General features: G+C 35.7%; 21 protein-coding genes. 4 read left to right on the top strand and 17 right to left on the bottom strand.

Features of this window, described 5'->3' with window-relative positions:
• Nucleotides 1–3 precede the first annotated feature (3 nt).
• The 17 genes from hisF to ISU00_RS15715 all read right to left on the bottom strand — a co-directional run bounded on the left by hisF (nucleotide 4) and on the right by ISU00_RS15715 (nucleotide 17,499).
• Entirely contained in the window at nucleotides 4–759 is a 756-nt protein-coding gene (gene hisF, locus ISU00_RS15635; protein ID WP_228851610.1) for an imidazole glycerol phosphate synthase subunit HisF, read from the bottom strand.
• Nucleotides 760–768: 9 nt separating this feature from the next.
• A complete protein-coding gene (hisA, locus tag ISU00_RS15640; RefSeq protein ID WP_228851611.1) occupies nucleotides 769–1,503 on the bottom strand; it encodes a 1-(5-phosphoribosyl)-5-[(5-phosphoribosylamino)methylideneamino]imidazole-4-carboxamide isomerase in 735 nt (244 codons plus the stop codon).
• Nucleotides 1,504–1,515: 12 nt separating this feature from the next.
• Nucleotides 1,516–2,097: an imidazole glycerol phosphate synthase subunit HisH gene (gene hisH, locus ISU00_RS15645; protein WP_228851612.1), complete on the bottom strand. Its 582-nt coding sequence runs from the start codon at nucleotides 2,095–2,097 to the stop codon at nucleotides 1,516–1,518.
• A gap of 3 nt (nucleotides 2,098–2,100) precedes the next feature.
• A complete protein-coding gene (gene hisB / locus ISU00_RS15650; protein WP_228851613.1) occupies nucleotides 2,101–3,231 on the bottom strand; it encodes a bifunctional histidinol-phosphatase/imidazoleglycerol-phosphate dehydratase HisB in 1,131 nt (376 codons plus the stop codon).
• The gene (gene hisC / locus ISU00_RS15655) at nucleotides 3,228–4,298 is read right to left on the bottom strand and encodes a histidinol-phosphate transaminase (RefSeq protein ID WP_228851614.1); all 1,071 of its coding nucleotides are present in this window, start codon (nucleotides 4,296–4,298) and stop codon (nucleotides 3,228–3,230) included. The genes hisB and hisC overlap by 4 nt, the downstream gene beginning before the upstream one ends.
• Nucleotides 4,288–5,580: a histidinol dehydrogenase gene (hisD, locus tag ISU00_RS15660; protein WP_228851615.1), complete on the bottom strand. Its 1,293-nt coding sequence runs from the start codon at nucleotides 5,578–5,580 to the stop codon at nucleotides 4,288–4,290. Before hisD ends, hisC begins: the two co-directional genes overlap by 11 nt.
• The gene (hisG, locus tag ISU00_RS15665; protein WP_228851616.1) at nucleotides 5,577–6,434 is read right to left on the bottom strand and encodes an ATP phosphoribosyltransferase; all 858 of its coding nucleotides are present in this window, start codon (nucleotides 6,432–6,434) and stop codon (nucleotides 5,577–5,579) included. The genes hisD and hisG overlap by 4 nt, the downstream gene beginning before the upstream one ends.
• Nucleotides 6,435–6,656: 222 nt before the next feature.
• The gene (locus tag ISU00_RS15670; protein ID WP_228851617.1) at nucleotides 6,657–7,472 is read right to left on the bottom strand and encodes a prohibitin family protein; all 816 of its coding nucleotides are present in this window, start codon (nucleotides 7,470–7,472) and stop codon (nucleotides 6,657–6,659) included.
• A gap of 46 nt (nucleotides 7,473–7,518) precedes the next feature.
• The gene (locus ISU00_RS15675; protein WP_228851618.1) at nucleotides 7,519–9,558 is read right to left on the bottom strand and encodes a VWA domain-containing protein; all 2,040 of its coding nucleotides are present in this window, start codon (nucleotides 9,556–9,558) and stop codon (nucleotides 7,519–7,521) included.
• 3 nt (nucleotides 9,559–9,561) lie between these two features.
• Nucleotides 9,562–10,308, bottom strand: coding sequence for a 3-oxoacyl-[acyl-carrier-protein] reductase (gene fabG / locus ISU00_RS15680; RefSeq protein WP_228851619.1), 747 nt, complete (start codon nucleotides 10,306–10,308; stop codon nucleotides 9,562–9,564).
• 99 nt (nucleotides 10,309–10,407) lie between these two features.
• Nucleotides 10,408–11,280 carry a succinate--CoA ligase subunit alpha gene (gene sucD, locus ISU00_RS15685; RefSeq protein ID WP_228851620.1) on the bottom strand — a complete coding sequence of 291 codons (873 nt, stop codon included), beginning with the start codon at nucleotides 11,278–11,280 and terminating at the stop codon, nucleotides 10,408–10,410.
• 81 nt (nucleotides 11,281–11,361) lie between these two features.
• Nucleotides 11,362–12,321: a UDP-3-O-(3-hydroxymyristoyl)glucosamine N-acyltransferase gene (locus ISU00_RS15690; RefSeq protein ID WP_228851621.1), complete on the bottom strand. Its 960-nt coding sequence runs from the start codon at nucleotides 12,319–12,321 to the stop codon at nucleotides 11,362–11,364.
• 5 nt (nucleotides 12,322–12,326) lie between these two features.
• Nucleotides 12,327–12,893, bottom strand: coding sequence for an elongation factor P (gene efp, locus ISU00_RS15695; RefSeq protein ID WP_228851622.1), 567 nt, complete (start codon nucleotides 12,891–12,893; stop codon nucleotides 12,327–12,329).
• A 3-nt stretch (nucleotides 12,894–12,896) separates the two neighbouring features.
• Nucleotides 12,897–13,682: an acyl-ACP--UDP-N-acetylglucosamine O-acyltransferase gene (lpxA, locus tag ISU00_RS15700; protein WP_228851623.1), complete on the bottom strand. Its 786-nt coding sequence runs from the start codon at nucleotides 13,680–13,682 to the stop codon at nucleotides 12,897–12,899.
• Between the two features lie 4 nt (nucleotides 13,683–13,686).
• Nucleotides 13,687–15,093 (bottom strand): bifunctional UDP-3-O-[3-hydroxymyristoyl] N-acetylglucosamine deacetylase/3-hydroxyacyl-ACP dehydratase, encoded by a 1,407-nt coding sequence (locus tag ISU00_RS15705; RefSeq protein WP_228851624.1) that lies wholly within the window; start codon nucleotides 15,091–15,093, stop codon nucleotides 13,687–13,689.
• A complete protein-coding gene (lpxD, locus tag ISU00_RS15710; protein ID WP_228851625.1) occupies nucleotides 15,080–16,108 on the bottom strand; it encodes a UDP-3-O-(3-hydroxymyristoyl)glucosamine N-acyltransferase in 1,029 nt (342 codons plus the stop codon). Before lpxD ends, ISU00_RS15705 begins: the two co-directional genes overlap by 14 nt.
• A gap of 155 nt (nucleotides 16,109–16,263) precedes the next feature.
• Entirely contained in the window at nucleotides 16,264–17,499 is a 1,236-nt protein-coding gene (locus ISU00_RS15715; RefSeq protein WP_228851626.1) for an HD domain-containing protein, read from the bottom strand.
• 38 nt (nucleotides 17,500–17,537) lie between these two features.
• Between ISU00_RS15715 and porX the strand changes: the two genes are divergently transcribed.
• The 4 genes from porX to ISU00_RS15735 all read left to right on the top strand — a co-directional run bounded on the left by porX (nucleotide 17,538) and on the right by ISU00_RS15735 (nucleotide 21,690).
• Entirely contained in the window at nucleotides 17,538–19,085 is a 1,548-nt protein-coding gene (gene porX, locus ISU00_RS15720) for a T9SS response regulator signal transducer PorX (protein ID WP_228851627.1), read from the top strand.
• A gap of 97 nt (nucleotides 19,086–19,182) precedes the next feature.
• On the top strand, nucleotides 19,183–19,638 hold the full coding sequence (gene tsaE, locus ISU00_RS15725) for a tRNA (adenosine(37)-N6)-threonylcarbamoyltransferase complex ATPase subunit type 1 TsaE (protein ID WP_228851628.1): 456 nt from the start codon (nucleotides 19,183–19,185) through the stop codon (nucleotides 19,636–19,638).
• A gap of 244 nt (nucleotides 19,639–19,882) precedes the next feature.
• Nucleotides 19,883–20,437 carry a hypothetical protein gene (locus ISU00_RS15730; protein ID WP_228851629.1) on the top strand — a complete coding sequence of 185 codons (555 nt, stop codon included), beginning with the start codon at nucleotides 19,883–19,885 and terminating at the stop codon, nucleotides 20,435–20,437.
• 53 nt (nucleotides 20,438–20,490) lie between these two features.
• Nucleotides 20,491–21,690, top strand: coding sequence for an alanine dehydrogenase (locus ISU00_RS15735; RefSeq protein ID WP_228851630.1), 1,200 nt, complete (start codon nucleotides 20,491–20,493; stop codon nucleotides 21,688–21,690).

Genomic DNA, 21,690 nt, shown 5'->3' on the forward strand with positions numbered 1-21,690 from the left:
GTTTTATATTCTAACAGAAATTCCTTTTTCTTTCAATTCCTTTTTTAAATCCAAAATATCAATTTCACCATAGTGAAACACACTTGCCGCTAAAGCTGCATCAGCTTTCCCATAAAAAAAGGTATCCGCAAAATGTTGAACCGTTCCTGCCCCACCTGAGGCAATTATAGGAATATTTAAAGTATCCGAAAGCTGCGCCAAAGCTTTGTTGGCAAATCCATCTTTTGTACCATCGTGATTCATACTGGTAAACAATATTTCACCAGCTCCCAAATCCTCAACTTGTTTAGCCCATTGGAATAGGTCTATTTCCGTAGGTAAAGTTCCACCCGCTAAGTGAACTTTCCATTGGTCATTTATATTTTTTGCATCGATGGCGACCACAACACATTGACTTCCAAACTTTTTAGCAAGTTCTTCAACCAATTCAGGACGTTTTACAGCCGAAGAGTTCACGGAAACTTTATCGGCTCCGCAGTGTAACAAATCATCAACATGTTTAATTGAAGATATTCCCCCACCCACTGTAAATGGTATATCAACCTGTTCAGCGACATGCAATGCCATTTCTAAAGTAGTTTGCCTTCCTTCTAGGGTAGCCGAAATATCTAAAAAAACCAACTCATCCGCCCCTTGCTCAGCATACGCTCTTGCCAATTCCACAGGATCGCCTGCATCTCTTAATTCAACAAAGTTGACCCCTTTGACGGTTCTACCGTTTTTAATATCCAAACAAGGAATGATTCGTTTAGTCAGCATAGATATATTTTACAGAAACCTACTAAGATCTCTTAGGTCAATTTTATTTTCATACAGCGCCTTTCCTATAATAGCACCTTCACACCCCATTTCCTTTAGCATGTTCAAATCATCAATTGAAGTAATACCACCAGAAGCAATTAATTTAATTGATTGATCAACACTTGAATTTGAACATTCGGCAAGTATTTGTTTATATAGTTCCCCGGAAGGCCCTTCAAGCATTCCGTCTTTAGCAATGTCCGTACAAATAACATAACGAACATCCTTTTTCATGTACTTTTTAATGAAAGGAATAATATCTTCTTCAGATTGTTCTTGCCAACCGCTAATGGAAATTTTGCCACCATCGGTATCTGCTCCCAGAATTATTTTTTGCTTTCCATATTTATAAAGCCAGCCTTCAAACATTTTTGGATTCTTAACCGCAACACTCCCACCTGTAACTTGTCTAGCACCAGAATTAAATGCGATATGTAAGTCTTCATTAGTTTTAAGACCCCCTCCATAATCGACTTTCAAAGCAGTTCTGGTCGCTATTTGCTCTAAAACTTTATAATTTACGATCTCTCCAATTTTGGCACCATCTAAATCCACCAAGTGCAAATACTCAATACCGTTATCTTCAAATTCTTTCGCAACTTCCAATGGATTTTGGTTATACACTTTTTTAGAAGAATAATCTCCTTTGGTTAGTCTAACACACTTACCTTCAATAATATCAATGGCTGGAATAATTCTCATAATTTCAAAAGATCAAAGCTCTAAAAAATTCTTCAATATGCTGCTGCCTGCTTTACTACTTTTTTCGGGGTGAAATTGAACACCATAAAAGTTGTCTTTCTGCAGAGCACTTGCATAATCTAAACCATAACTACATTTAGCAATGGCCTGTTGATTTAATTCAGCATAAAAACTATGCACCAAATACATATATTCATTTTCTGTAATACCTTTAAATAAAGGAGATTTTAGATCCCAAATGGTATTCCAGCCCATTTGAGGGACTTTTAATCCATCATTAAATTTCCTTACATCACAATCAAAAATTTTGAGGCCTTCCGTTTGGCCCTCTTCGGAATAATTGCAGAGTAATTGCATACCTAAACAAATACCGAGAACTGGCTGATTTAAGTTTGGTATAAGCCTATCTAATTCAGTTTCCCTCAATTTTTGCATGGCTGAGCTAGCTTCCCCCACCCCTGGAAAAATAACTTTATCAGCATTTTTTATAATTTCGGGATCCTTAGATAATATGGCTTCAACACCAAGCCTTTGGAAAGCAAACTGAAGGCTTTTAATATTGCCCGCTCCGTAATCTATAATTACTAATTTCATTTTTTACAATACTCCTTTGGTAGATGGCAAAATCATCCGTTCACTATCCCTTTTTACAGCCATTTTAATTGCTTTTGCAAAAGCTTTGAAGATTGCCTCGATTTTATGATGTTCATTTATGCCTTCTGCTTTTATATTCAAGTTACATTTGGCACCATCAGAAAAGGATTTAAAGAAATGGAAGAACATCTCAGTAGGCAATTGCCCTATCATTTCACGATTAAATTCCGCATCCCATTCTAACCAATTTCTACCACCAAAATCTATTAACACCTGTGCCAAACAATCATCCATAGGCAACGCGAATCCATAACGTTCAATACCGAGTTTGTTTCCTAAAGCCTTATGAAATGTTTCTCCTAAAGCAATAGCAGTATCTTCCATGGTATGATGCTCATCGACTTCTAAATCACCTTCAACCTTGATTGATAAATCTAGGTGCCCATGTTTAGCCAACTGATCTAGCATATGGTCAAAAAACTTTAGACCAGTATCTATATCTCCCTTGCCAGAACCATCAAGGTTAAGTGCAATCTTAATCTTAGTTTCATTGGTATTTCTTTCTAATAAAGCTGTCCTATCTTCTAATTTAAGGAACTCATAAATCCGTTTCCAACTAGAAGTTTCTAAAGCTATATAATCTTGAAGGTCCCCGCGACCCGAACTTTCGTCGGCACCCATTTCAGGATGGGTGTCAATAAAAATACCTTTTGAATTTAGATTTTTCGCTAATTGAATATCTGTGAGACGGTCCCCTATTACAAAGCTATTTTCTAAATCGTAATCTCCTTCAAAATAAGCAGTTAAAAGTCCCGTATTAGGTTTCCTTGTTGGCGCATTGTCTTTGGCAAAAGTCTTGTCAATAAAGATATTCTGAAATTCAACCCCCTCATTCTTAAAAGTTTCAACTATTAATTTATGAACAGGCCAAAAGTTATTTTCTGGAAATGAGTCTGTACCCAAACCATCTTGATTGGTGATCATCACTAATTCATAACTTAGTTCTTTTGCAATTTTACTAAGGTATTGAAAAACCTCTGGAAAGAATTGAAGCTTCTCAAAACTATCAATTTGCTCATCTTCTGGTTCTAAAATTAAAGTACCATCTCTATCTATAAACAAAACCTTCTTCACAGTAATTCTTTTAGTTTATTAATTAATTTTTCATTTTCATCAGGGGTTCCTACGGTTAAACGTAGACAGTTATCACATAATTCTTGATTGGACCGGTTTCTTACAACCACACCAGATTCTACAAGTTGCACATAGCGCTTATTGGCATCATCTACTTTGACCAAAACGAAATTTGCATCAGTAGGATAAATTTTTCTAACAAAATTAATCTGGTCTAGGTCCTCTAATAATTTTTTACGCCCCTTTAAAATAAGTTGAATATCCTCTCCTACATTATTCTCCCCAATTATTTCTTTAGCCTTTTGTTGTGTTAGTTGATTAACATTGTAAGGTGGTTTTATCTTTTTGAGAATATTAATAATGTCCTCCGAAGCAAAACACATCCCTAGTCGAATTCCTGCAAGACCGTATGCTTTTGAAAGTGTTTGACATACTACAAGGTTGGGAAATTCATTCAATCTTTGAATCCAACTATCCTCACCTGTAAAATCTACATAAGCCTCATCTATTACAACAATACCTTTGAAATTTTGTAGTAAATCTTCAATATCATTTTTTTTAAAACAATTACCTGAAGGATTGTTTGGCGAACAGATAAATAGCAGTTTAGAAAATTCATCAGCGGTATCCAAAATCCTGGACACCTTCAGCTGAAAATCATCGGTTAGCAAAACTGATTTATATTGAACATCATTTAATTCTGCCAAAACCTTGTACATACCATAAGTGGGTGGTAGTATAATGATATTATCTTGTTTCGGTTCACAAAAAGCCCTGAATAATAGATCGAGAACTTCATCGCTTCCGTTACCCAAAAGAATCTGAGATTCTGGAAATTTTTTAATGTTAGATATCAATTGTTTGAGTTCCCTTTGGTGGGGATCAGGATAACGGTTAAGGCCTGTTTCAAAAGGATTTTCGTTTGCATCTATAAATACCATATTTGCACCGATTTCCTTAAATTCGTCACGCGCAGATGAATAAGGTTTCATTTTCTTCACATTTGGCCGAACCAAGTCTTGCACATCAAAAATTTGAGGTTTTGTCCTACTGATCTTATTGTCCATTTGTCAAATCATTTAATCGTAAGCTAACCGCGTTTTTATGGGCAAACAATCCTTCTGCTTCCGCCATAATCTCTATAGTTGGACCAAGATTTATCAAACCTTCAGAGCTCAGTTTTTGGAAGGTAATGGCCTTTGTGAAACTATTTAAATTAACCCCACTATATGTTTTACTATAACCGTTTGTAGGCAAAGTATGATTGGTTCCAGAAGCATAATCACCTGCACTTTCTGGGGAATAATTTCCTATAAACACTGAACCAGCATTTATAATACCATTGACAAAAAATTCTTCATTTTGAGTACAAATAATAAAATGCTCGGGGCCATACATATTTATAAAATCTAAAGCATCTTCTTTAATTGGCAAATACACCAATTTTGAATTTTCAATTGAGGATTTTGCCATTTCAATCCGGGGCAGTTTGCGCAATTGTATATCTAATTGTGCCAAAACTTTTTTCAAGATATCAAGTGAATTACTCACCAAAATAACTTGGGAATCTTTTCCGTGCTCAGCTTGACTCAATAAATCGGCAGCAACATAGGCTGGAACAGCGGTTTCATCCGCATAAACCAACAATTCACTGGGACCAGCTGGCATATCGATGGCTAAGCCAAATTTTGTGGCGTATTGTTTAGCCACCGTAACAAATTGGTTACCTGGACCAAATATTTTGTTAACTTTTGGAATTGTATCGGTTCCAAATGTTAATGCAGCAATTGCCTGGATTCCTCCAACTTTAAAAATTTTTGTAACACCACACATACTGGCAGCGAATAAAATTTCATCGGGTAAAGATCCCGATTTGTTGGGAGGCGAACATAATATAATTTCTTTGCAACCTGCAATATTAGCAGGAATAGCCAACATCAAAACCGTGGAAAACAAGGGAGCAGTACCTCCCGGGATATAAAGCCCAACCTTTTCGATCGGTTTTTGTACTTGCCAACAACTAACACCCTTAGTAGTTTCAACAGGTTTAAAATCTGTTTGTTGCGCTTTATGAAACGCTTCTATATTATCCTTTGCTATTAAAATTGCCTTTTTAAGGTCTGGATTTATATTAGAAATAGCTTCATCGATTTCAATTTCTGAAACTTGAAACCGATCTAAGTCAACTCTGTCGTATCTGCTGGTAAAAGCAGAGATAGCAGTATCACCATTTACTTGAATATCCGCAAAAACCTCACTAACCAAAGGCTCTAAATCCTGGAGTGAAGGTGTAGGCCGCCTAACAATTGTTTCCCATTCATCCCTTGAAGGGTTCTCTAATACTTTCATACTACCAAGTTTTCAATTGGACACACTAAAATGCCCTCCGCCCCTTTTGCCTTTAATTCATCAATAATATTCCAAAAATCATTTTTATCAATTACTGTGTGTAAGGAAGACCAACCTTCCTGAGCAAGCGGAAGGACTGTTGGACTCCGCATTCCAGGCAAAACTTCAATTATTTCGGCAACCTTATTTGTGGGTGCATTCATTAAAACGTAACGAAACCCACGACCTTTAAGGACCGATTGAATTCTGAATAACAATCTATTTAGTATGACATTTACCTCATCTGATATTTTCGGAGATGCCGCAAGGACGGCTTCAGATTTTAATAACACCTTTACTTCCTTCAAATTGTTTTTAAAAAGGGTGCTACCGCTTGAAACAATATCCACAATTGCGTCTGCCAAGCCAATATTTGGAGCTATTTCAACTGAACCATTAATTAAATGAATCTGGGCGTTAATATTATTATCATCTAAGAATTTTGTAACAGTATTCGGATAGGAAGTTGCAATACGTTTTCCTTCCAAATCTTCAATCCCACTGAATTTTTTCGATTTTGGAATTGCGATAGAAACCTTACACTTAGAAAAACCTAGGCGTTCTTTAACGACTATATCTTCTCCCTTTTCGTAAAGTACATTTTCTCCAATAATAGCAACATCTACTACCCCATCTCTTAAATATTGTGGAATATCTCCATTTCTAAGATAAAACACTTCTAAAGGAAAATTACGAGCAGCGGCTTTTAACTGATCTTTTCCATTATCTATTGATATACCTATATCTTTCAATATTTGCATGGAATCATCGTGTAACCTTCCTGATTTTTGAACTGCAATTTTTAGCTTGTCCATTGTTATAATAATTTCATTTTATTCAATAAAAAAACCCGTTTGATTCACTCAAACGGGCTATAATATTTTGAAACTAGTCAATACATTACCATCTCGCCTGAGCGCAAGTCCCAAAAAAATGATGATGATGTGATAGTCTATTAATCATATAAATTTATTGCTGCAAATATTTAAAAGAATTATTTAAAATCCTAAATAAAATTCAACAAAATAAAAGATTGCTTATTGATTGCCTAAAATGATTGGTAATCCAGTTTCTCCAGAACCAATTACAATAACCTTTGAATTTTGTGATTCAGCAAGTTTAATTGTTGCTTCGATACCCTTATCCTGAAGGATTTTATCATTTAAAGAGGCACTTAAAATGGTGTTGGCATCAGCTTTACCCTGAGCCTCAATACGTTGTTTATCAGCTTCCTTCTGGGCAGAAACTAGCCTAAATTCATACTCCAATGCCTCTTGCTCCTGTCTTAATTTACGTTCGATAGCATCCTTAATGGTTGGTGGTAAAGTTACATCCCGCACCAAAACCTGATTTAGTTGAATGTATTGATTGTCAACAATGTTTTTTGTTTCTTCAAAAATTTCTGCCTGAATGGCATCCCTTTTACTGGAATATAATTGTTCTGGTGTGTACCTTCCCACAACACTCCTTGCTGCAGAGCGAATGGCAGGCTGTAAAATTCGCTCTTTATACATTTCACTTTTCTCCTGGTGAAGTTTACCCAAATCTTCATATTTTGGTTGGTACCAAACTGAAGCCTCAAGTTTTATATCCAAACCATTTGAGGAAAGTACGTTCATTTTTTCATAAACCTCCTGCTGTCTCACCTCATAAACGAATACCCTGTTCCATGGTGCTACAATGTGGAATCCTTCGCTTAACGGTGGTTCATCAGTTACAACCCCTTCTCCAAAAGTCCTATAGAGAACCCCCGCTTCTCCTGGCCCAATTGTAATAGTAGATTTAGTTAGTAGAATTATCGCTACTACAATAATTATAATTGCCGGCAGGGCTATTTTTGGTAATCGTTCCATATTATTTTTTTATTAAAGATTAGTTATGTTATTGAAGATAAATTGTCTAGATAAGGCCATTATATTTTCTGGCAAACCACTCGCAGCCGAGGAAAAATATGATTCCAAATAAGAGATATTTCCAATCAATCAAAGGTACAACTTTCTTGGTACTTTTTTGAATTGGCAGGTATCTAGAATCTTCTAATAAAGTTTGTTTCAAACTATCTAATTCACTTGGAAAAAATACTTTACCAGACGTTCCGTCGGCCACTTGAAGCAATTTGATTAAGTCTGCATTAATGAATTGTTCTTCAACATTATATTCCATAACAGTTAATTCACCGGATCGAGAAATATTTTCTGGTTCAGCCTTTACCGTAAAATTATAATCCCCTGGAGGAATTAAACCTCCCAGTTTAATTCGGTAAGAATTATTAGCAAGATTTAATGGAAAATTAAATTTCTCTTTCGAAACCTTTTCTGTAAGACTTATTGTTAGTGTTGCCGAATTATCAAACTCGAAACCTTTATCAAAATAATGGGCATTAATTTCAATTGGATCTGTCTCTCTATTAATATTATCGAAGTCTAACTCCAATCGGTTTTTGCGTTTATTATCACCTAAATACTGAACTAATTTTCCTAAAAAGTCATCAAATTCTTGGAATGATCCAGTTGCTCTATAACAATGTGCCCTCCACCGCCATATATTTTCTCCGTTCAACAATCCAAATTTCCTGCTTCCAACCTCATATGTAGCCAATAAGGGTTCATTTATTGAAATGCCATTAACAGACTTATAAATTACCGTCTCATGCGAAACATTAAAGGATGTTTCCCCAAACTCAGTCTCTAAAGGCGGATAATCTTGCATTGAAAGAAAATCGAGATTGAATATAGGATAGGAAGTATTTAAATTTGGCACAAACTCCTCTTTTTGATTCGTAACCTCTTGTGCAAAATTTGCTTGTGATGAATTAAGTAAGTTCCAATTTGTGTGGTTTCCAACAATATAAAAGGTATTGAGCGAAATATTATCGAGCACCCTAAAAAGTTCAGTCATGCCGGCATCAGGCTGATACACCATCGCCAATTGATATTTAGTCGGATCCTCAAGAAATTCAGATGGATTTAGTAAGTCCACTGTTCGTTGTTGATTGGATTCTAATGACTTTTTAATTGCACCTAAATCCGGATGCACCATGCTGGAAATAAGAGCGATGGAATTACGCTGATCCAAGACCTCAACAACAAAATTTTGAGAATTATTTTTGGTGTTCTTTTCATTTGATAACTCCCCTATTTTAACTCGATAAGATTTTACTCCGGCTGGTCCACTAGGTAATAACAAACTAACAACTTGTGATGAATTAAGATTGTCTAATTTCAGTTGTTGACTAAAAACTGTGGAAGTTCCAGAGGTAATAGTTAAGGTAGGATTAACTGTTGTCTTTCCATCATATACGGCAATAACTTCTACTGGAAACTGGTTATTTACATAGGAATATCTATTCACATTTACCCTAGATAAATACAAATCTTCATATTTGGTTGTATCTCCCAGTATTACAGGATAAACAGCATGTTCTAAACTGGAGGGCGATTGAACATAATCACGTCCTTTAGTTTGATTTCCGTCCGTTAGTAACACTACTGCGGAAGTGTTTTGCTCATAAATATCTCGTAAACCACTCCAAACCTTTGAGATTTCAGAATGATTATCCTCAAAGTTAGGCACTTCTCCATTGATGAAATCCTCACCAAATAAATAGGTTTTTATATTGAATTTTTCAGTTAACTCATCGTCATTCGTTAAAGCTTGAGAAAAATTAATAGCTATGGAGTCTTGACCCAAATTTCTAATGGACTGTGAATTATCAATGGCCAAAACCAGTTCAGGTTTCTCCTCAAAAATGGTAGTATTTTCAAATTTAGGGTTTATCAGTAAAACTAAAATTGAGAATACCGTTAAAAAACGTAACAAGGCCAAAATTCCATGAATACCTTTTAACCGATGTTTATCCCTATACCAGTACTGAAAAAGCGCTACAAAGAGCGCTATAAAAAATGCTAATATTATTAAAAATACTGTAGTGCTATTCATTTATTATGTAAGCATTCCGCCATCAACATTAAGGGTCTGACCGGTAATGTATGCACTCATGTCGCTTGCAAGGAAAACACATGCATTTGCAATATCTACTGGTGAACCTCCACGTTTTAAAGGAATGGCATCCCTCCAAGATTGAACTGTTTTTTCATCTAATTTAGCCGTCATTTCAGTTTCAATAAAGCCAGGCGCTATAACATTGCTTCTTATATTTCTGGAACCCAGCTCTAAGGCAACGGATTTTGAAAAACCTATAATACCAGCTTTAGAAGCGGCATAATTTGTCTGACCTGCATTACCCTTCACACCAACCACAGAACTCATATTAATAATAGATCCTTTACGTTGTTTCAACATTGTACGTTGTACAGCCTTGGTCATATTAAAAACTGATTTAAGATTTACTTCAATGACCTTATCAAAATCTTCCTCACTAATACGCATTAGTAAATTATCTTTAGTTATCCCTGCATTATTCACAAGAATATCTATGCTGCCAAATTCTTTTAATACTTCATCGGCCAACTCTTGGGCCTGAGCAAAATTGGCAGCATCACTTTTATAAGCTTTTGCCTTAACGCCAAGTGCAGTAAGTTCTCCTTCCAATTCTAACGCTGCAGCCTCTGACGAGCTATATGTAAATGCTACATTAGCTCCATGCTCTGCAAAGGTTTGAGCAATACCTTTACCTATTCCTCTACTTGCTCCGGTTACAATTGCTGTTTTTCCTTCTAGCAGTTTCATATATGTAATGATTAGTTAGTTTCAAATATACAATAGCATGTGATAAGAACTAAAAAACCCCACATGAAATTGTGAGGTCTTTAACTTATTTTTTGAGAATTATCCCAGTACTTCTGCTACTTTTTTACCAATTTCAGCTGGAGAATCTACCACATGGATTCCACATTCTCTCATTATTTTTTTCTTTGCTTGTGCAGTATCATCTTTACCCCCTACGATAGCTCCGGCGTGACCCATGGTTCTACCTGCAGGTGCAGTTTCTCCAGCAATAAAACCGATAACAGGTTTTTTGCTTCCAGATTCTTTATACCAACGTGCAGCGTCTCCTTCTAATTGACCGCCAATTTCACCAATCATAACGACAGCTTCTGTCTCATCATCATTAATCAACAATTCAATTGCTTCTCTCGTTGTTGTTCCAATAATTGGGTCACCACCAATACCAATCGCAGTTGTGATGCCTAATCCTTCTTTTACAACTTGGTCAGCAGCTTCGTAAGTAAGTGTCCCAGACTTTGAAACAATACCCACTTTACCTTTTTTGAATACAAAACCTGGCATAATACCTACTTTAGCTTCTCCTGGAGTAATAACTCCAGGGCAATTAGGACCAATTAATCGGCAATCATATTTTTTAATATAATCGAATGCCTTAATCATATCCGCTACAGGAATACCCTCAGTAATTGTAATTATTACTTTTATTCCGGCCTCTGCAGCCTCCATTATGGCATCAGCAGCAAATGCAGGTGGAACAAAAATAATAGTGGTATCCGCACCAACCTCTTCTACTGCCTCCTTAACGGTATTGAAAACAGGTTTGTTTAAGTGGGATTGACCACCTTTTCCTGGAGTTACACCTCCAACCACATTGGTTCCATATTCAATCATTTGTTCTGCGTGGAATGTACCTTCGCTACCTGTGAAACCTTGTACAATTATTTTTGAATCCTTGTTTACTAAAACACTCATTATTTCTTGTCAAATTTTAAAAGTGTACAAATTTAAAACTTTAGCATCTTTTGTTAAAGGATAATTGACACTTAAATACTACTATTTGTTAATATCTTGAATTCGTTTTTTAAGCTCCTTAATTTCAGACATAAGGCCTTTTACCTGTTTAATATATGCCAAATCTTTAAGATAACCTTTGGATTCTTGGGCCGGTGTACCCCAATAAACCTTAGATTTCACACTTTTTGTGACTCCTGCCTGGGCTAAAATAACTGCTCCGGATTCAATAGTGATTCCACTTGTAGTTCCTACTTGCCCCCAAATGGTAACATTGTCTTCAATTACAACACAACCTGCGATTCCTGTTTGAGAAGCTATCAAGCATTTTTTTCCTATTAAGGTGTCATGTCCAATTTGTATTTGGTTATCTAGCTTAGACCCCTCTCCTATTGTTGTATCGGCGGTTACTCCTCTATCAATCGTGCAGGATGCTCCAATTTCAACATTATTTTCAATGACTACCCTTCCTGCAGATTCGAGTCTATCAAATCCCTCAGGTCTCTTTTTGTAATAAAAACCATTGGCACCAAGTACAGTTCCTGCATGTATGGTGACATTATCCCCAATTATGGTATGGTCATAAATACTGACATTGGAATGTATTAGACAATTTTTGCCAATAACAACATTATTTCCTATAAAACAATTTGGTTGAATAATTGTACCCTCTCCGATTGAGGCCGTTTGAGAAATTGAAGACGTACTTCTTTGAAATGGTCTAAAATGCCTCAACAATTTATTGAAATCCCTAAAAGGATCATCACTAATCAATAGAGCTTTACCGTCAGGGCAATCAACATCTTTGTTTATTAAAACTACGGTTGCAGCAGAATTTAATGCTTTATCGTAATATTTTGGATGATCTACAAAAACAATATCTCCTGGTTCTACAACATGAATTTCATTCATGCCAAATACTGGAAAGTCACCAGAACCAACATACCCACAATTTATGAGTTCTGATATCTCTTCTAAGGTATGGGTTCTTGGGAATTTCAAATGATTTATTCTTTTACCCGCTCTTTATAAGTTCCTTTTTCTGTTTCGATTTTAATCTTGTCTCCAACATTAATAAACAATGGAACGTTAACCTCAGCTCCAGTTTCTACAGTCGCAGGTTTGGTAGCATTTGTAGCAGTATTTCCTCTAACACCTGGTTCAGTATGGGTAACTTCTAAGATTACGCTTGCTGGCATCTCAACAGACAGTGGCATATTATCCTCTGTATTAATGATAATTGTAACCATTTCTCCTTCCTTCATTAAACCTGGACTGTCTAATGCAGATTCAAGTAATCGAATTTGTGTATAATCTTCGGTATTCATAAAATGGTAGAACTCACCATCATTATATAAATACTGAAATTGGTGCGTCTCAACCCGAACATCTTCAATTTTATGCCCTGCAGAAAATGTGTTATCAAGTACTTTACCTGTGGTTACACTTTTTAGTTTTGTACGAACAAAAGCAGGTCCTTTTCCCGGTTTTACATGTAAAAATTCAACAATCTTATAAATATCATTGTTGTAACGGATACATAATCCATTTCTGATATCTGATGTATTTGCCATAAATTAATTAGATTTAAAGTAGCCTTTCATAATTCCGCGATGAGAATTTCGTATAAACTGTAGTATTTCATCGCGTTCTGGAGTAGCCTCCATCTCTGCCTCTATTATTTCTGAAGCTTGAGTATTATTATAATTTTTTTGGTATAAGATTCTATAAATGTCTTGTATTTCACGGATTTTATCTGCTGAAAACCCTCTTCTTCGCAATCCCACAGAATTGATCCCAACATAGGATAATGGTTCACGAGCAGCCTTAACATAAGGAGGAACATCCTTTCTCACCAAGGAACCTCCTGTAACAAATGCATGGTTTCCTATTGAGCAGAATTGGTGTACCGCAGTCATACCAGCCAATACGACATAGTCGCCTACTGTTATATGGCCAGCCAAAGTACTATTGTTAGAGAAAATACAATTATTACCAACTATGCAATCATGTGCTATGTGGCAATAGGCCATAATGAGACAATTATTTCCAATTACGGTTTTCATTTTGTCTGTCGTTCCTCTGTTGATGGTTACACACTCCCTAATAGTAGTATTATCACCAATTTCTACAGTTGTATCTTCATCGTTATATTTTAGATCTTGGGGGATTGCCGAAATTACTGCACCTGGAAAAATATTACAATTTTTACCGATCCGAGCACCTTCCATAATGGTAACATTACTTCCAATCCAAGATCCTTCACCAATTTTCACATTATTATGGATAGTGGCAAAAGGTTCAATTACAACATTCTTAGCAATTTTTGCGCCTGGATGTACGTAAGCTAAAGGTTGATTCATAAGTTTATTTTACTTTGGTTATTTGGGCCATAAGCTCCGCTTCAGCACATAATCTTCCATTAGCATAAGCATACCCTTGCATATGGCAAATACCCCTACGTATAGGAGTAATTAAGTCACACTTGAAAATAAGCGTATCTCCTGGCATAACCTTTTGTTTGAATTTTACCTTATCAATTTTCATAAAGAAAGTCAGGTAATTTTCTGGATCCGGAACAGTGCTCAATACAAGTATCCCTCCTGTTTGTGCCATAGCTTCAACTATTAACACTCCGGGCATAACAGGAGCTCCCGGAAAATGCCCTACAAAAAACGGCTCATTCATCGTGACATTTTTAGTTCCGATGACGTGAGAATCTGAAAGTTCAAATATTTTATCTAGCAATAAAAAAGGTGGCCTATGAGGCAACATTGCCATAATCTGATTAACATCCATCAAAGGATCTGCATTCAAATCTATATTTGGGGTATTGTTCCTCCTTTCGTTCTTGACAATTTTTGAAAGCTTTTTGGCAAATTGGGTATTTACCAAATGACCAGGTTTGTTAGCTATAATTTTCCCACGTATTTTAATTCCGACCAATGCCAAATCACCTATAACATCTAGTAATTTATGCCTTGCAGCTTCATTCGGATGATGAAGTGTTAGATTATCTAAAATACCATTTGGTTTAACTGCAATAGCCTCTTTTTTGAATGCTTTCCGCAATTTATCCATTGTGGCAGGAGATAATTCCTTGTCTACATAGACAATGGCATTATTTAAATCACCTCCTTTAATCAAACCATTTTCCAAGAGCATCTCAAGCTCATGCAAAAAGCTAAAAGTACGTGAATCCGCTATTTGGTCTTTAAATTCAGAAATATCATTCAAAGTGGCATTTTGGGTCCCTAAAACCTTGGTGCCAAAATCCACCATAGTAGTTACTTGATAATCCTTTGCAGGCATAACAATTAATTCACTACCATTATTATCGTCAGAATAGGAGATAACCTCATTAACAACGAATTCTTCCCTAAAATCACATTGTTCTTCTACTCCTGCTTTTTCCAATGCTTCCACGAAAAACTTAGAGGAACCATCCATAATTGGAGGCTCAGCAGCATCCAGCTCCATAATAACATTATCCAGATCTAACCCAACCAAGGCAGCCAAAACATGCTCTGATGTTTGAATTGTCACACCATTTTTTTCCAAACACGTCCCACGGGTTGTATTAGAAACATAATTAGCATCAGCCTCTATTGTAGGTGAGCCTTCCAAATCAATTCTTTTAAAGGCAAAACCTGAATTTGGAGGTGCTGGACAAAAAGTTAATTTAACGTCCCTTCCTGTATGCAATCCTACACCTTGTAGGGTTACACGTTCTTTTATGGTTTTCTGTTTGACGTCAGTTTTAATTATCGCCATTTACTTTTTTATCTATTTCGTTTATATGATTTACCAATTTGGGTAAATTTTTAAAATGAACATATGACTTACTATAATCTTTATATGCTAATGCAGGTGATCCCTGTAACACTTCACCGTCCTTTACATTCCTGTTTATTCCTGATTGGGCCTGTATCTTTACATTATTACCAATAGTAATGTGCCCGACAATACCTACTTGCCCACCAATTTGACAATTTTCACCAATTTTTGTGGACCCGGCTATGCCTGTCTGGGCAGCAATAACTGTGTTTTTACCAATTTCCACATTATGTGCGATCTGAATTTGATTATCCAGTTTCACACCTTTCCTAATTATTGTTGATCCTAAAGTTGCCCTATCGATAGTTGTTCCTGCCCCGATATCAACATTATCTTCAATAACAACGTTACCAGTTTGTGGAATTTTATTGTATTCACCATTAGAATCGGGGGCAAATCCAAATCCGTCCGCACCAACAATTACACCAGAGTTTAATACACAATTAGACCCAATTACACAATCACTATAAATTTTAGCTCCACTAAAAATTATTGAATTTTCCCCAATCTTGACATTGTCTCCAATGTATGAATTGGGAAATATCTTTACGTTGTCCGCCAATGTGACATTTTCTCCTATATAACTAAAAGCTCCAACATAAATATTTTCGCCACAATTTGCAGATTCTGAAATAAAGCAGGGTTGCTCAATTCCATTCTTATTCAATTTTACTTGGTTATAATATTCAAGTAGTTTTGAAAACGATTTGTAAGCATCCTGAACCTTTATTAGAGTAGTTTTAATATGATTTTCCGACTTAAAAGTCTTATTAACTATGGTAATCGATGCGTTGGTCGAATAAATATAGGGGGTGTATTTTGGATTGGAAAGAAATGTTAATGACCCTTCTGTACCCTCCTCTATCTTAGATAGTTTAGACACTTCTACATCTGGATCACCCACAATATCTCCATCAAGAAGGCCCGCTATTTGTGTGGCTGTAAATTTCACCCGTGCTACTAGTTTTTGTTCGTTAAATTGCTAAGTCCAAAATATTAAATGAGGCTACCAAACATCATTGCTTAATAGTCTGTCCATTTAAGTTTAGAGGCAATTGAAACCGTTTATCAACGATTTTAACGATACGCAAAAATAGAAAAAATGCGCTAATGTATTTCCTTGGGATAACAGATATAATATTTTACCGTTTCCTTGCTTAAAGAGGATATATTAAAATCGAATTGTTCAGACACCTTATTAATAGGCACAACTTTGCCTGATTTCTTTAAAATCATTATTTCCTCTTTTCTATGTTGATAGGCCTGATTGGATATATTTCCCTCAAAAACAAAGTATTCCGATTCCTCCAACGTGAGATTATTTAACTTTTGGAATGCTTTTAATTTGGAATCAAGGGATTCTTTCTTTATAGGTTTCGATTTGAATTTAATTTTCAACAGATCTCTATTAATTATCATTTTACTAAGGGTACATAAAACGAAATCATCATGATTTTGCCATTGCTTCAATGCCATTATCAAATCGTAATCATCTAATCGAGCAAACAATTCTAGTTTACTTTCATCAAAATTTTCAAGGGTGATTGTGTTCTCCAAAAAATAAGTCAAAGCAGAACTTGCAGGCAATTTTGTATTATTAGAAATTAAATCCTTTGCCCTTTTCAGCACTTTGACAATAAGCTGTTCTGCAACTAGGCTTGTTTTATGTAAATATACCTGCCAATACATAAAACGCCTTGCAACTAAAAACTTTTCAATACTATATATTCCCTTTTCCTCAACCACCAATTCGTCATTACGGACATTTAACATGGTTATCAATCTTTCTGAATTGACATTACCTTCGGATACACCTGTATAAAAACTATCACGTTTTAGGTAATCGGATCGGTCCATATCAATTTGACTAGAAATCAATTGACACATAAACCGTCGAGGGTAAACCCCTTGAAATATTTGTATGGCCATGGTTAAATTTCCGTTAAAATTCTCATCTAAAGATTGCATGAATTTTAATGAAATCTGTTCGTGTGAGACGTTCTTAACAATGCTATGTTCCATGGCATGAGAAAAAGGACCATGTCCAATATCATGCAATAAAATAGCAGTGTACAATGCCTTCTCCTCCTTGGAATTTATTTCAACACCTTTGAATCGCAGCACATTAACCGCTTTCTGCATCAAATGCATACTTCCGAGGGCATGATGAAATCTCGTATGATGCGCCCCTGGATAAACCATATATGAAAGTCCCATTTGAGAAATTCTTCGTAACCTTTGAAAATAAGGATGTTCAATTAGGTCAAAGATGAGAGAATTTGGAATAGTAATAAATCCGTAAATTGGATCGTTGAATATCTTAAGTTTATTGCTTTTCTTCAAGTGGAACTTAAATCCTTTAAATAAAGAAACAAATATACATGAACAATATAAATATCCTTTGGGTAGATGATGAAATAGACCTGTTGAAACCCCATATTCTTTTCTTGGAAAAAAAGAATTATAAAGTCACAACATGTCAAAGCGGAATGGAAGCATTGGAAATTATTGATGAAAAACCATTTGACATTGTTTTCCTTGATGAAAATATGCCAGGTTTAACAGGATTGGAAACCCTAAGTGAAATTAAGGAAAAGAAGGCCAATCTTCCTATTGTAATGATTACAAAAAGTGAAGAAGAATACATTATGGAGGAAGCAATTGGAAGCAAAATTGCTGATTACTTAATTAAGCCAGTTAATCCTAACCAGATCCTTTTGAGTTTAAAGAAGAATTTAGATTTGTCGAGATTGGTTTCTGAAAAGACTACTTCGGATTATCAACAGGAATTCAGGAAAATTGCTATGGACATGGCAATGGTAAACTCCTTTGAAGGTTGGGCTGAAATGTACCAAAGATTAATCTATTGGGAAATTCAACTTGAAGACATAGAAGATATTGGAATGACAGAAATTCTGGAATCCCAAAAAATTGAGGCTAATCAGCAGTTTGGCAAATTCATAGAAAAAAACTATCCAAAATGGTTCGACGGAGATAAAGGGCCTATCATGTCCCATACCCTATTTAAGGAAAAAATAATTCCTGAATTAGGTGATCAACCCACAATTTTGATAGTCATTGACAATTTGAGATATGACCAATGGAAGGTGTTTGAACCCATTATATCCACCTACTTCAAAAAGCAAAAAGAAATATCATATTATAGTATACTTCCAACTGCGACCCAATATGCCAGAAATGCAATTTTCAGTGGATTGATGCCCTCTGATATGAATAAATTATTTCCGCAATTTTGGAAAAACGATACGGATGAGGGCGGTAAAAACCTTCATGAGGCAGACTTTTTAAATACACAATTTAAGAGGTTGGGACTAAGGGATTTAAAATGGGAGTATCATAAAATCACCAATTTAAAGTCTGGAAAGAAATTAGTTGATAACTTTAAATCGTTGAAAAATAACGACTTAAGTGTTATTGTATATAATTTCGTTGATATGCTTTCCCACAGCAAAACAGAAATGGAAGTTGTAAAGGAATTGGCTTCTAACGACAAGGCCTACCGATCCCTAACTTTAAGCTGGTTTAAAAATTCTCCTCTTTTAGAAATGATTCAGCAAGCTCAACTAGGAGGGTTTAAATTATTAATCACCACAGACCACGGAACAATAAATGTAAAAACACCAACTAAGGTTATTGGAGATAGGGATACTAGCCTAAACTTACGTTATAAGACAGGAAGGAGTTTAACTTATGAAGATCGGGATGTAATGGCCGTTAAAGACCCTAAAGCTGTTCATCTACCTTCCATAAACATGAGTAGCTCTTTCATTTTTGCAAAAGATGACAAATTCCTCGCCTACCCCAATAATTTTAATCATTATGTCAGCTATTATAAGAATACGTACCAACACGGAGGCATCTCATTAGAGGAAATGATCATTCCTTTCGTCGTAATGAGTCCAAAATAATCCGTGTAATGCACAAAAATCCGATGAAATACACTTTTTTCTAGGATTTTCAATCTTTTCTAATTACTTTTGTTTTCGAAAGTCAAATCAACTTTTGATGGAACTAACCTACAACATCCACGAAATACAGAAAATAGCCTCTACGCTGGTTGAAAAATTTTCATCCAATGTGGTCCTTTTTTATGGCGAAATGGGTGCCGGCAAGACCACTCTAATTAAAGCCTTAGTTAAGGAATTAGGCAGCCCGGATGATGTTAGCAGCCCCACTTATTCTATAGTAAATGAATATCAAGGCGAGGATTCCCTTATATATCATTTTGATCTGTACCGATTAAAATCGGTTGAAGAAGCTTTGGATATGGGGTTTGAAGAATACCTTAATCCTGACGATGTAATTTTTATCGAATGGCCAGAAAAAGTTCTTCACCTTTTACCAGAAAAAGTTGATGTAATCACATTATTCCCCTCAGATAATGATGACAGAAGCCTCAAATTGAGCTTGAACATGAATTTAACCAGTAATAACCTTATGGAGCAGCGAAATTTTTATTAAAAAATTAGACAACTTCCCGCTAAGCCATTGTTAGGAAGTACGGAAAAACCGTAATGAATACGGGGGTTTCGAGGGTTTTTTTAACATTTCTTTAACTTAAATAGGGCCATATCAGGCCTAACTTTGAGTTATAATTAATTAATTAAATCCCTTGAAATTATGAAAACTAAAAAGTACGTACTAGCGATTGCGATCTTTGGCGGTATGTTGTTTGCGGCTCAGGCTACAAACATAATTGACCTCAATGGACAATCAATTACTAAAATCGAAAAAGCTAAACTTAGAATCCCCCCATGCGGATAATAAGTTAGTTAACAAAAATCTTTTTAAAGGGAGTTTAGTTGCAACTTTTATTGCCGCTACTCCCTTTTTGTTTTATCTATACGAATATATCCCTGCCCAACCTAGTTGGGAAACGTTCCTTTTCACTTATCAAAGTAATTTTTATCAAGATGTACAGGTGGCAGTCTGGGCGATTGCAATGAAATTGATTCCGCTGCTATTATTATTTGTTTGGTTCTTTACTTGTCGTCATTGGTGGTATCATGCTCTTTTAGTACCTATTACAATGTTTGTTTATCAATTATTTGGAACCATAAATTCGGATATGGAATATTTTGACGAATTTCAATTGATTTACTTGGTTCCATTGATGGCTTTAATTATTCCTTCTATTTATTTGATAAGGGCAAAAATGTTTAACGAAGTGAATGATGCCCATAAATCGATGGAGGAATTGGAGGAAGAATTTAAGGTGAGTCCAAAAGGATTGTTTGGCAAGCTAAGTGACTACTTCTAAATAGCGAAAATTTAAAAAATTAGTTGTAATTTGATTTTCCAATCAACTACTGGATGAGCAAATCAATGTCCCCATTCTCCAAATCGGAATTAATGCCGCAGGAGGAGACTTTAGAAATTCTTAGGAGGAAAGGCGAATTATTCATAGGCATACCTAAAGAAACCCATTTCCAAGAAACAAGAGTTTGCTTAACCCCTGACGCCGTTTCAGCCTTAGTTTCCCACGGACATAGGGTAATGGTAGAGGCAGGCGCAGGAGAAGGTGCTAAGTTCAACGACAAGGACTATTCTGAAGCCGGTGCTGAGGTTACAAACGATAAAGCAAAAGTATATTCTTGCCCTACAATATTAAAGGTGGAACCTCCTTCCTTAGAAGAAATAAAGTTGATCAATCCACAATCTTTAATAATATCTGCACTTCAACTCAAAACCCAGAATAAAAAATATTTTGAGGCTCTTGCATCCAAAAGAATTACGGCAATTGCATTCGAGTTCATTAAAGATGAAGATGGTGCTTATCCTGCGGTAAGGTCCTTAAGTGAAATTGCTGGAACCGCATCAATCTTAATTGCATCGGAATTATTATCTAATGTAAATGGTGGAAACGGCCTTATGTTCGGCAATATTAGCGGTGTACCTCCAACAGAAGTTGTCATTATAGGTGCAGGAACCGTTGGAGAATCTGCTGCAAGGGCCGCAATAGGGATTGGTGCAAACGTGAAAATTTTCGATAATTCCATAACCAGGCTTAGGTGTATACAATCTTATCTTGGGAGATCAGTTTATACATCTACTATTCAACCCAAAAATCTCGTTAAGGCTCTGAAACGTTGTGATGTTGCAATTGGTGCGGTAAGAGGGACAAATAGAGCTCCCATTTTGGTCAATGAATCGATGGTAAACAATATGAAAAAAGGAGCCGTTATCATCGATGTAAGTATAGATATGGGTGGTTGTTTTGAAACAAGTGAGGTTACTACCCATTCACATCCAACATTCGAGCATAATGGTGTCATCCATTATTGCGTCCCTAACATTCCTGCGAGATACTCAAGATCCGCTAGTGTTTCTATAAGCAATATATTTACGCCTTATCTTATTAAGATTGGTGATGACGGGGGAATTGAAAATGCTATTCGTTTTGATAGAGGTTTAAAAAATGGATTGTATTTTTACCACGGTATTTTAACAAGCAAATCCGTTGCCGATTGGTTTGATCTGAAATACCGCGATGTAAACCTCTTGATTTTTTAA

This window comes from Aegicerativicinus sediminis, from assembly GCF_015476115.1.
GTDB classification, from domain to species: Bacteria; Bacteroidota; Bacteroidia; order Flavobacteriales; family Flavobacteriaceae; genus Aegicerativicinus; species Aegicerativicinus sediminis.

What these genes read in the sequence shown, in the direction of transcription:
- hisF (WP_228851610.1), bottom strand. Translation starts at nt 759, where the DNA reads ATGCTGACTAAACGAATCATTCCTTGTTTGGATATTAAAAACGGTAGA.
- hisA (WP_228851611.1), bottom strand. Translation starts at nt 1,503, where the DNA reads ATGAGAATTATTCCAGCCATTGATATTATTGAAGGTAAGTGTGTTAGA.
- hisH (WP_228851612.1), bottom strand. Translation starts at nt 2,097, where the DNA reads ATGAAATTAGTAATTATAGATTACGGAGCGGGCAATATTAAAAGCCTT.
- hisC (WP_228851614.1), bottom strand. Translation starts at nt 4,298, where the DNA reads ATGGACAATAAGATCAGTAGGACAAAACCTCAAATTTTTGATGTGCAA.
- hisD (WP_228851615.1), bottom strand. Translation starts at nt 5,580, where the DNA reads ATGAAAGTATTAGAGAACCCTTCAAGGGATGAATGGGAAACAATTGTT.
- hisG (WP_228851616.1), bottom strand. Translation starts at nt 6,434, where the DNA reads ATGGACAAGCTAAAAATTGCAGTTCAAAAATCAGGAAGGTTACACGAT.
- ISU00_RS15670 (WP_228851617.1), bottom strand. Translation starts at nt 7,472, where the DNA reads ATGGAACGATTACCAAAAATAGCCCTGCCGGCAATTATAATTATTGTA.
- ISU00_RS15675 (WP_228851618.1), bottom strand. Translation starts at nt 9,558, where the DNA reads ATGAATAGCACTACAGTATTTTTAATAATATTAGCATTTTTTATAGCG.
- fabG (WP_228851619.1), bottom strand. Translation starts at nt 10,308, where the DNA reads ATGAAACTGCTAGAAGGAAAAACAGCAATTGTAACCGGAGCAAGTAGA.
- sucD (WP_228851620.1), bottom strand. Translation starts at nt 11,280, where the DNA reads ATGAGTGTTTTAGTAAACAAGGATTCAAAAATAATTGTACAAGGTTTC.
- efp (WP_228851622.1), bottom strand. Translation starts at nt 12,893, where the DNA reads ATGGCAAATACATCAGATATCAGAAATGGATTATGTATCCGTTACAAC.
- lpxA (WP_228851623.1), bottom strand. Translation starts at nt 13,682, where the DNA reads ATGAATCAACCTTTAGCTTACGTACATCCAGGCGCAAAAATTGCTAAG.
- ISU00_RS15705 (WP_228851624.1), bottom strand. Translation starts at nt 15,093, where the DNA reads ATGGCGATAATTAAAACTGACGTCAAACAGAAAACCATAAAAGAACGT.
- porX (WP_228851627.1), top strand. Translation starts at nt 17,538, where the DNA reads ATGAACAATATAAATATCCTTTGGGTAGATGATGAAATAGACCTGTTG.
- tsaE (WP_228851628.1), top strand. Translation starts at nt 19,183, where the DNA reads ATGGAACTAACCTACAACATCCACGAAATACAGAAAATAGCCTCTACG.
- ISU00_RS15730 (WP_228851629.1), top strand. Translation starts at nt 19,883, where the DNA reads ATGGACAATCAATTACTAAAATCGAAAAAGCTAAACTTAGAATCCCCC.
- ISU00_RS15735 (WP_228851630.1), top strand. Translation starts at nt 20,491, where the DNA reads ATGAGCAAATCAATGTCCCCATTCTCCAAATCGGAATTAATGCCGCAG.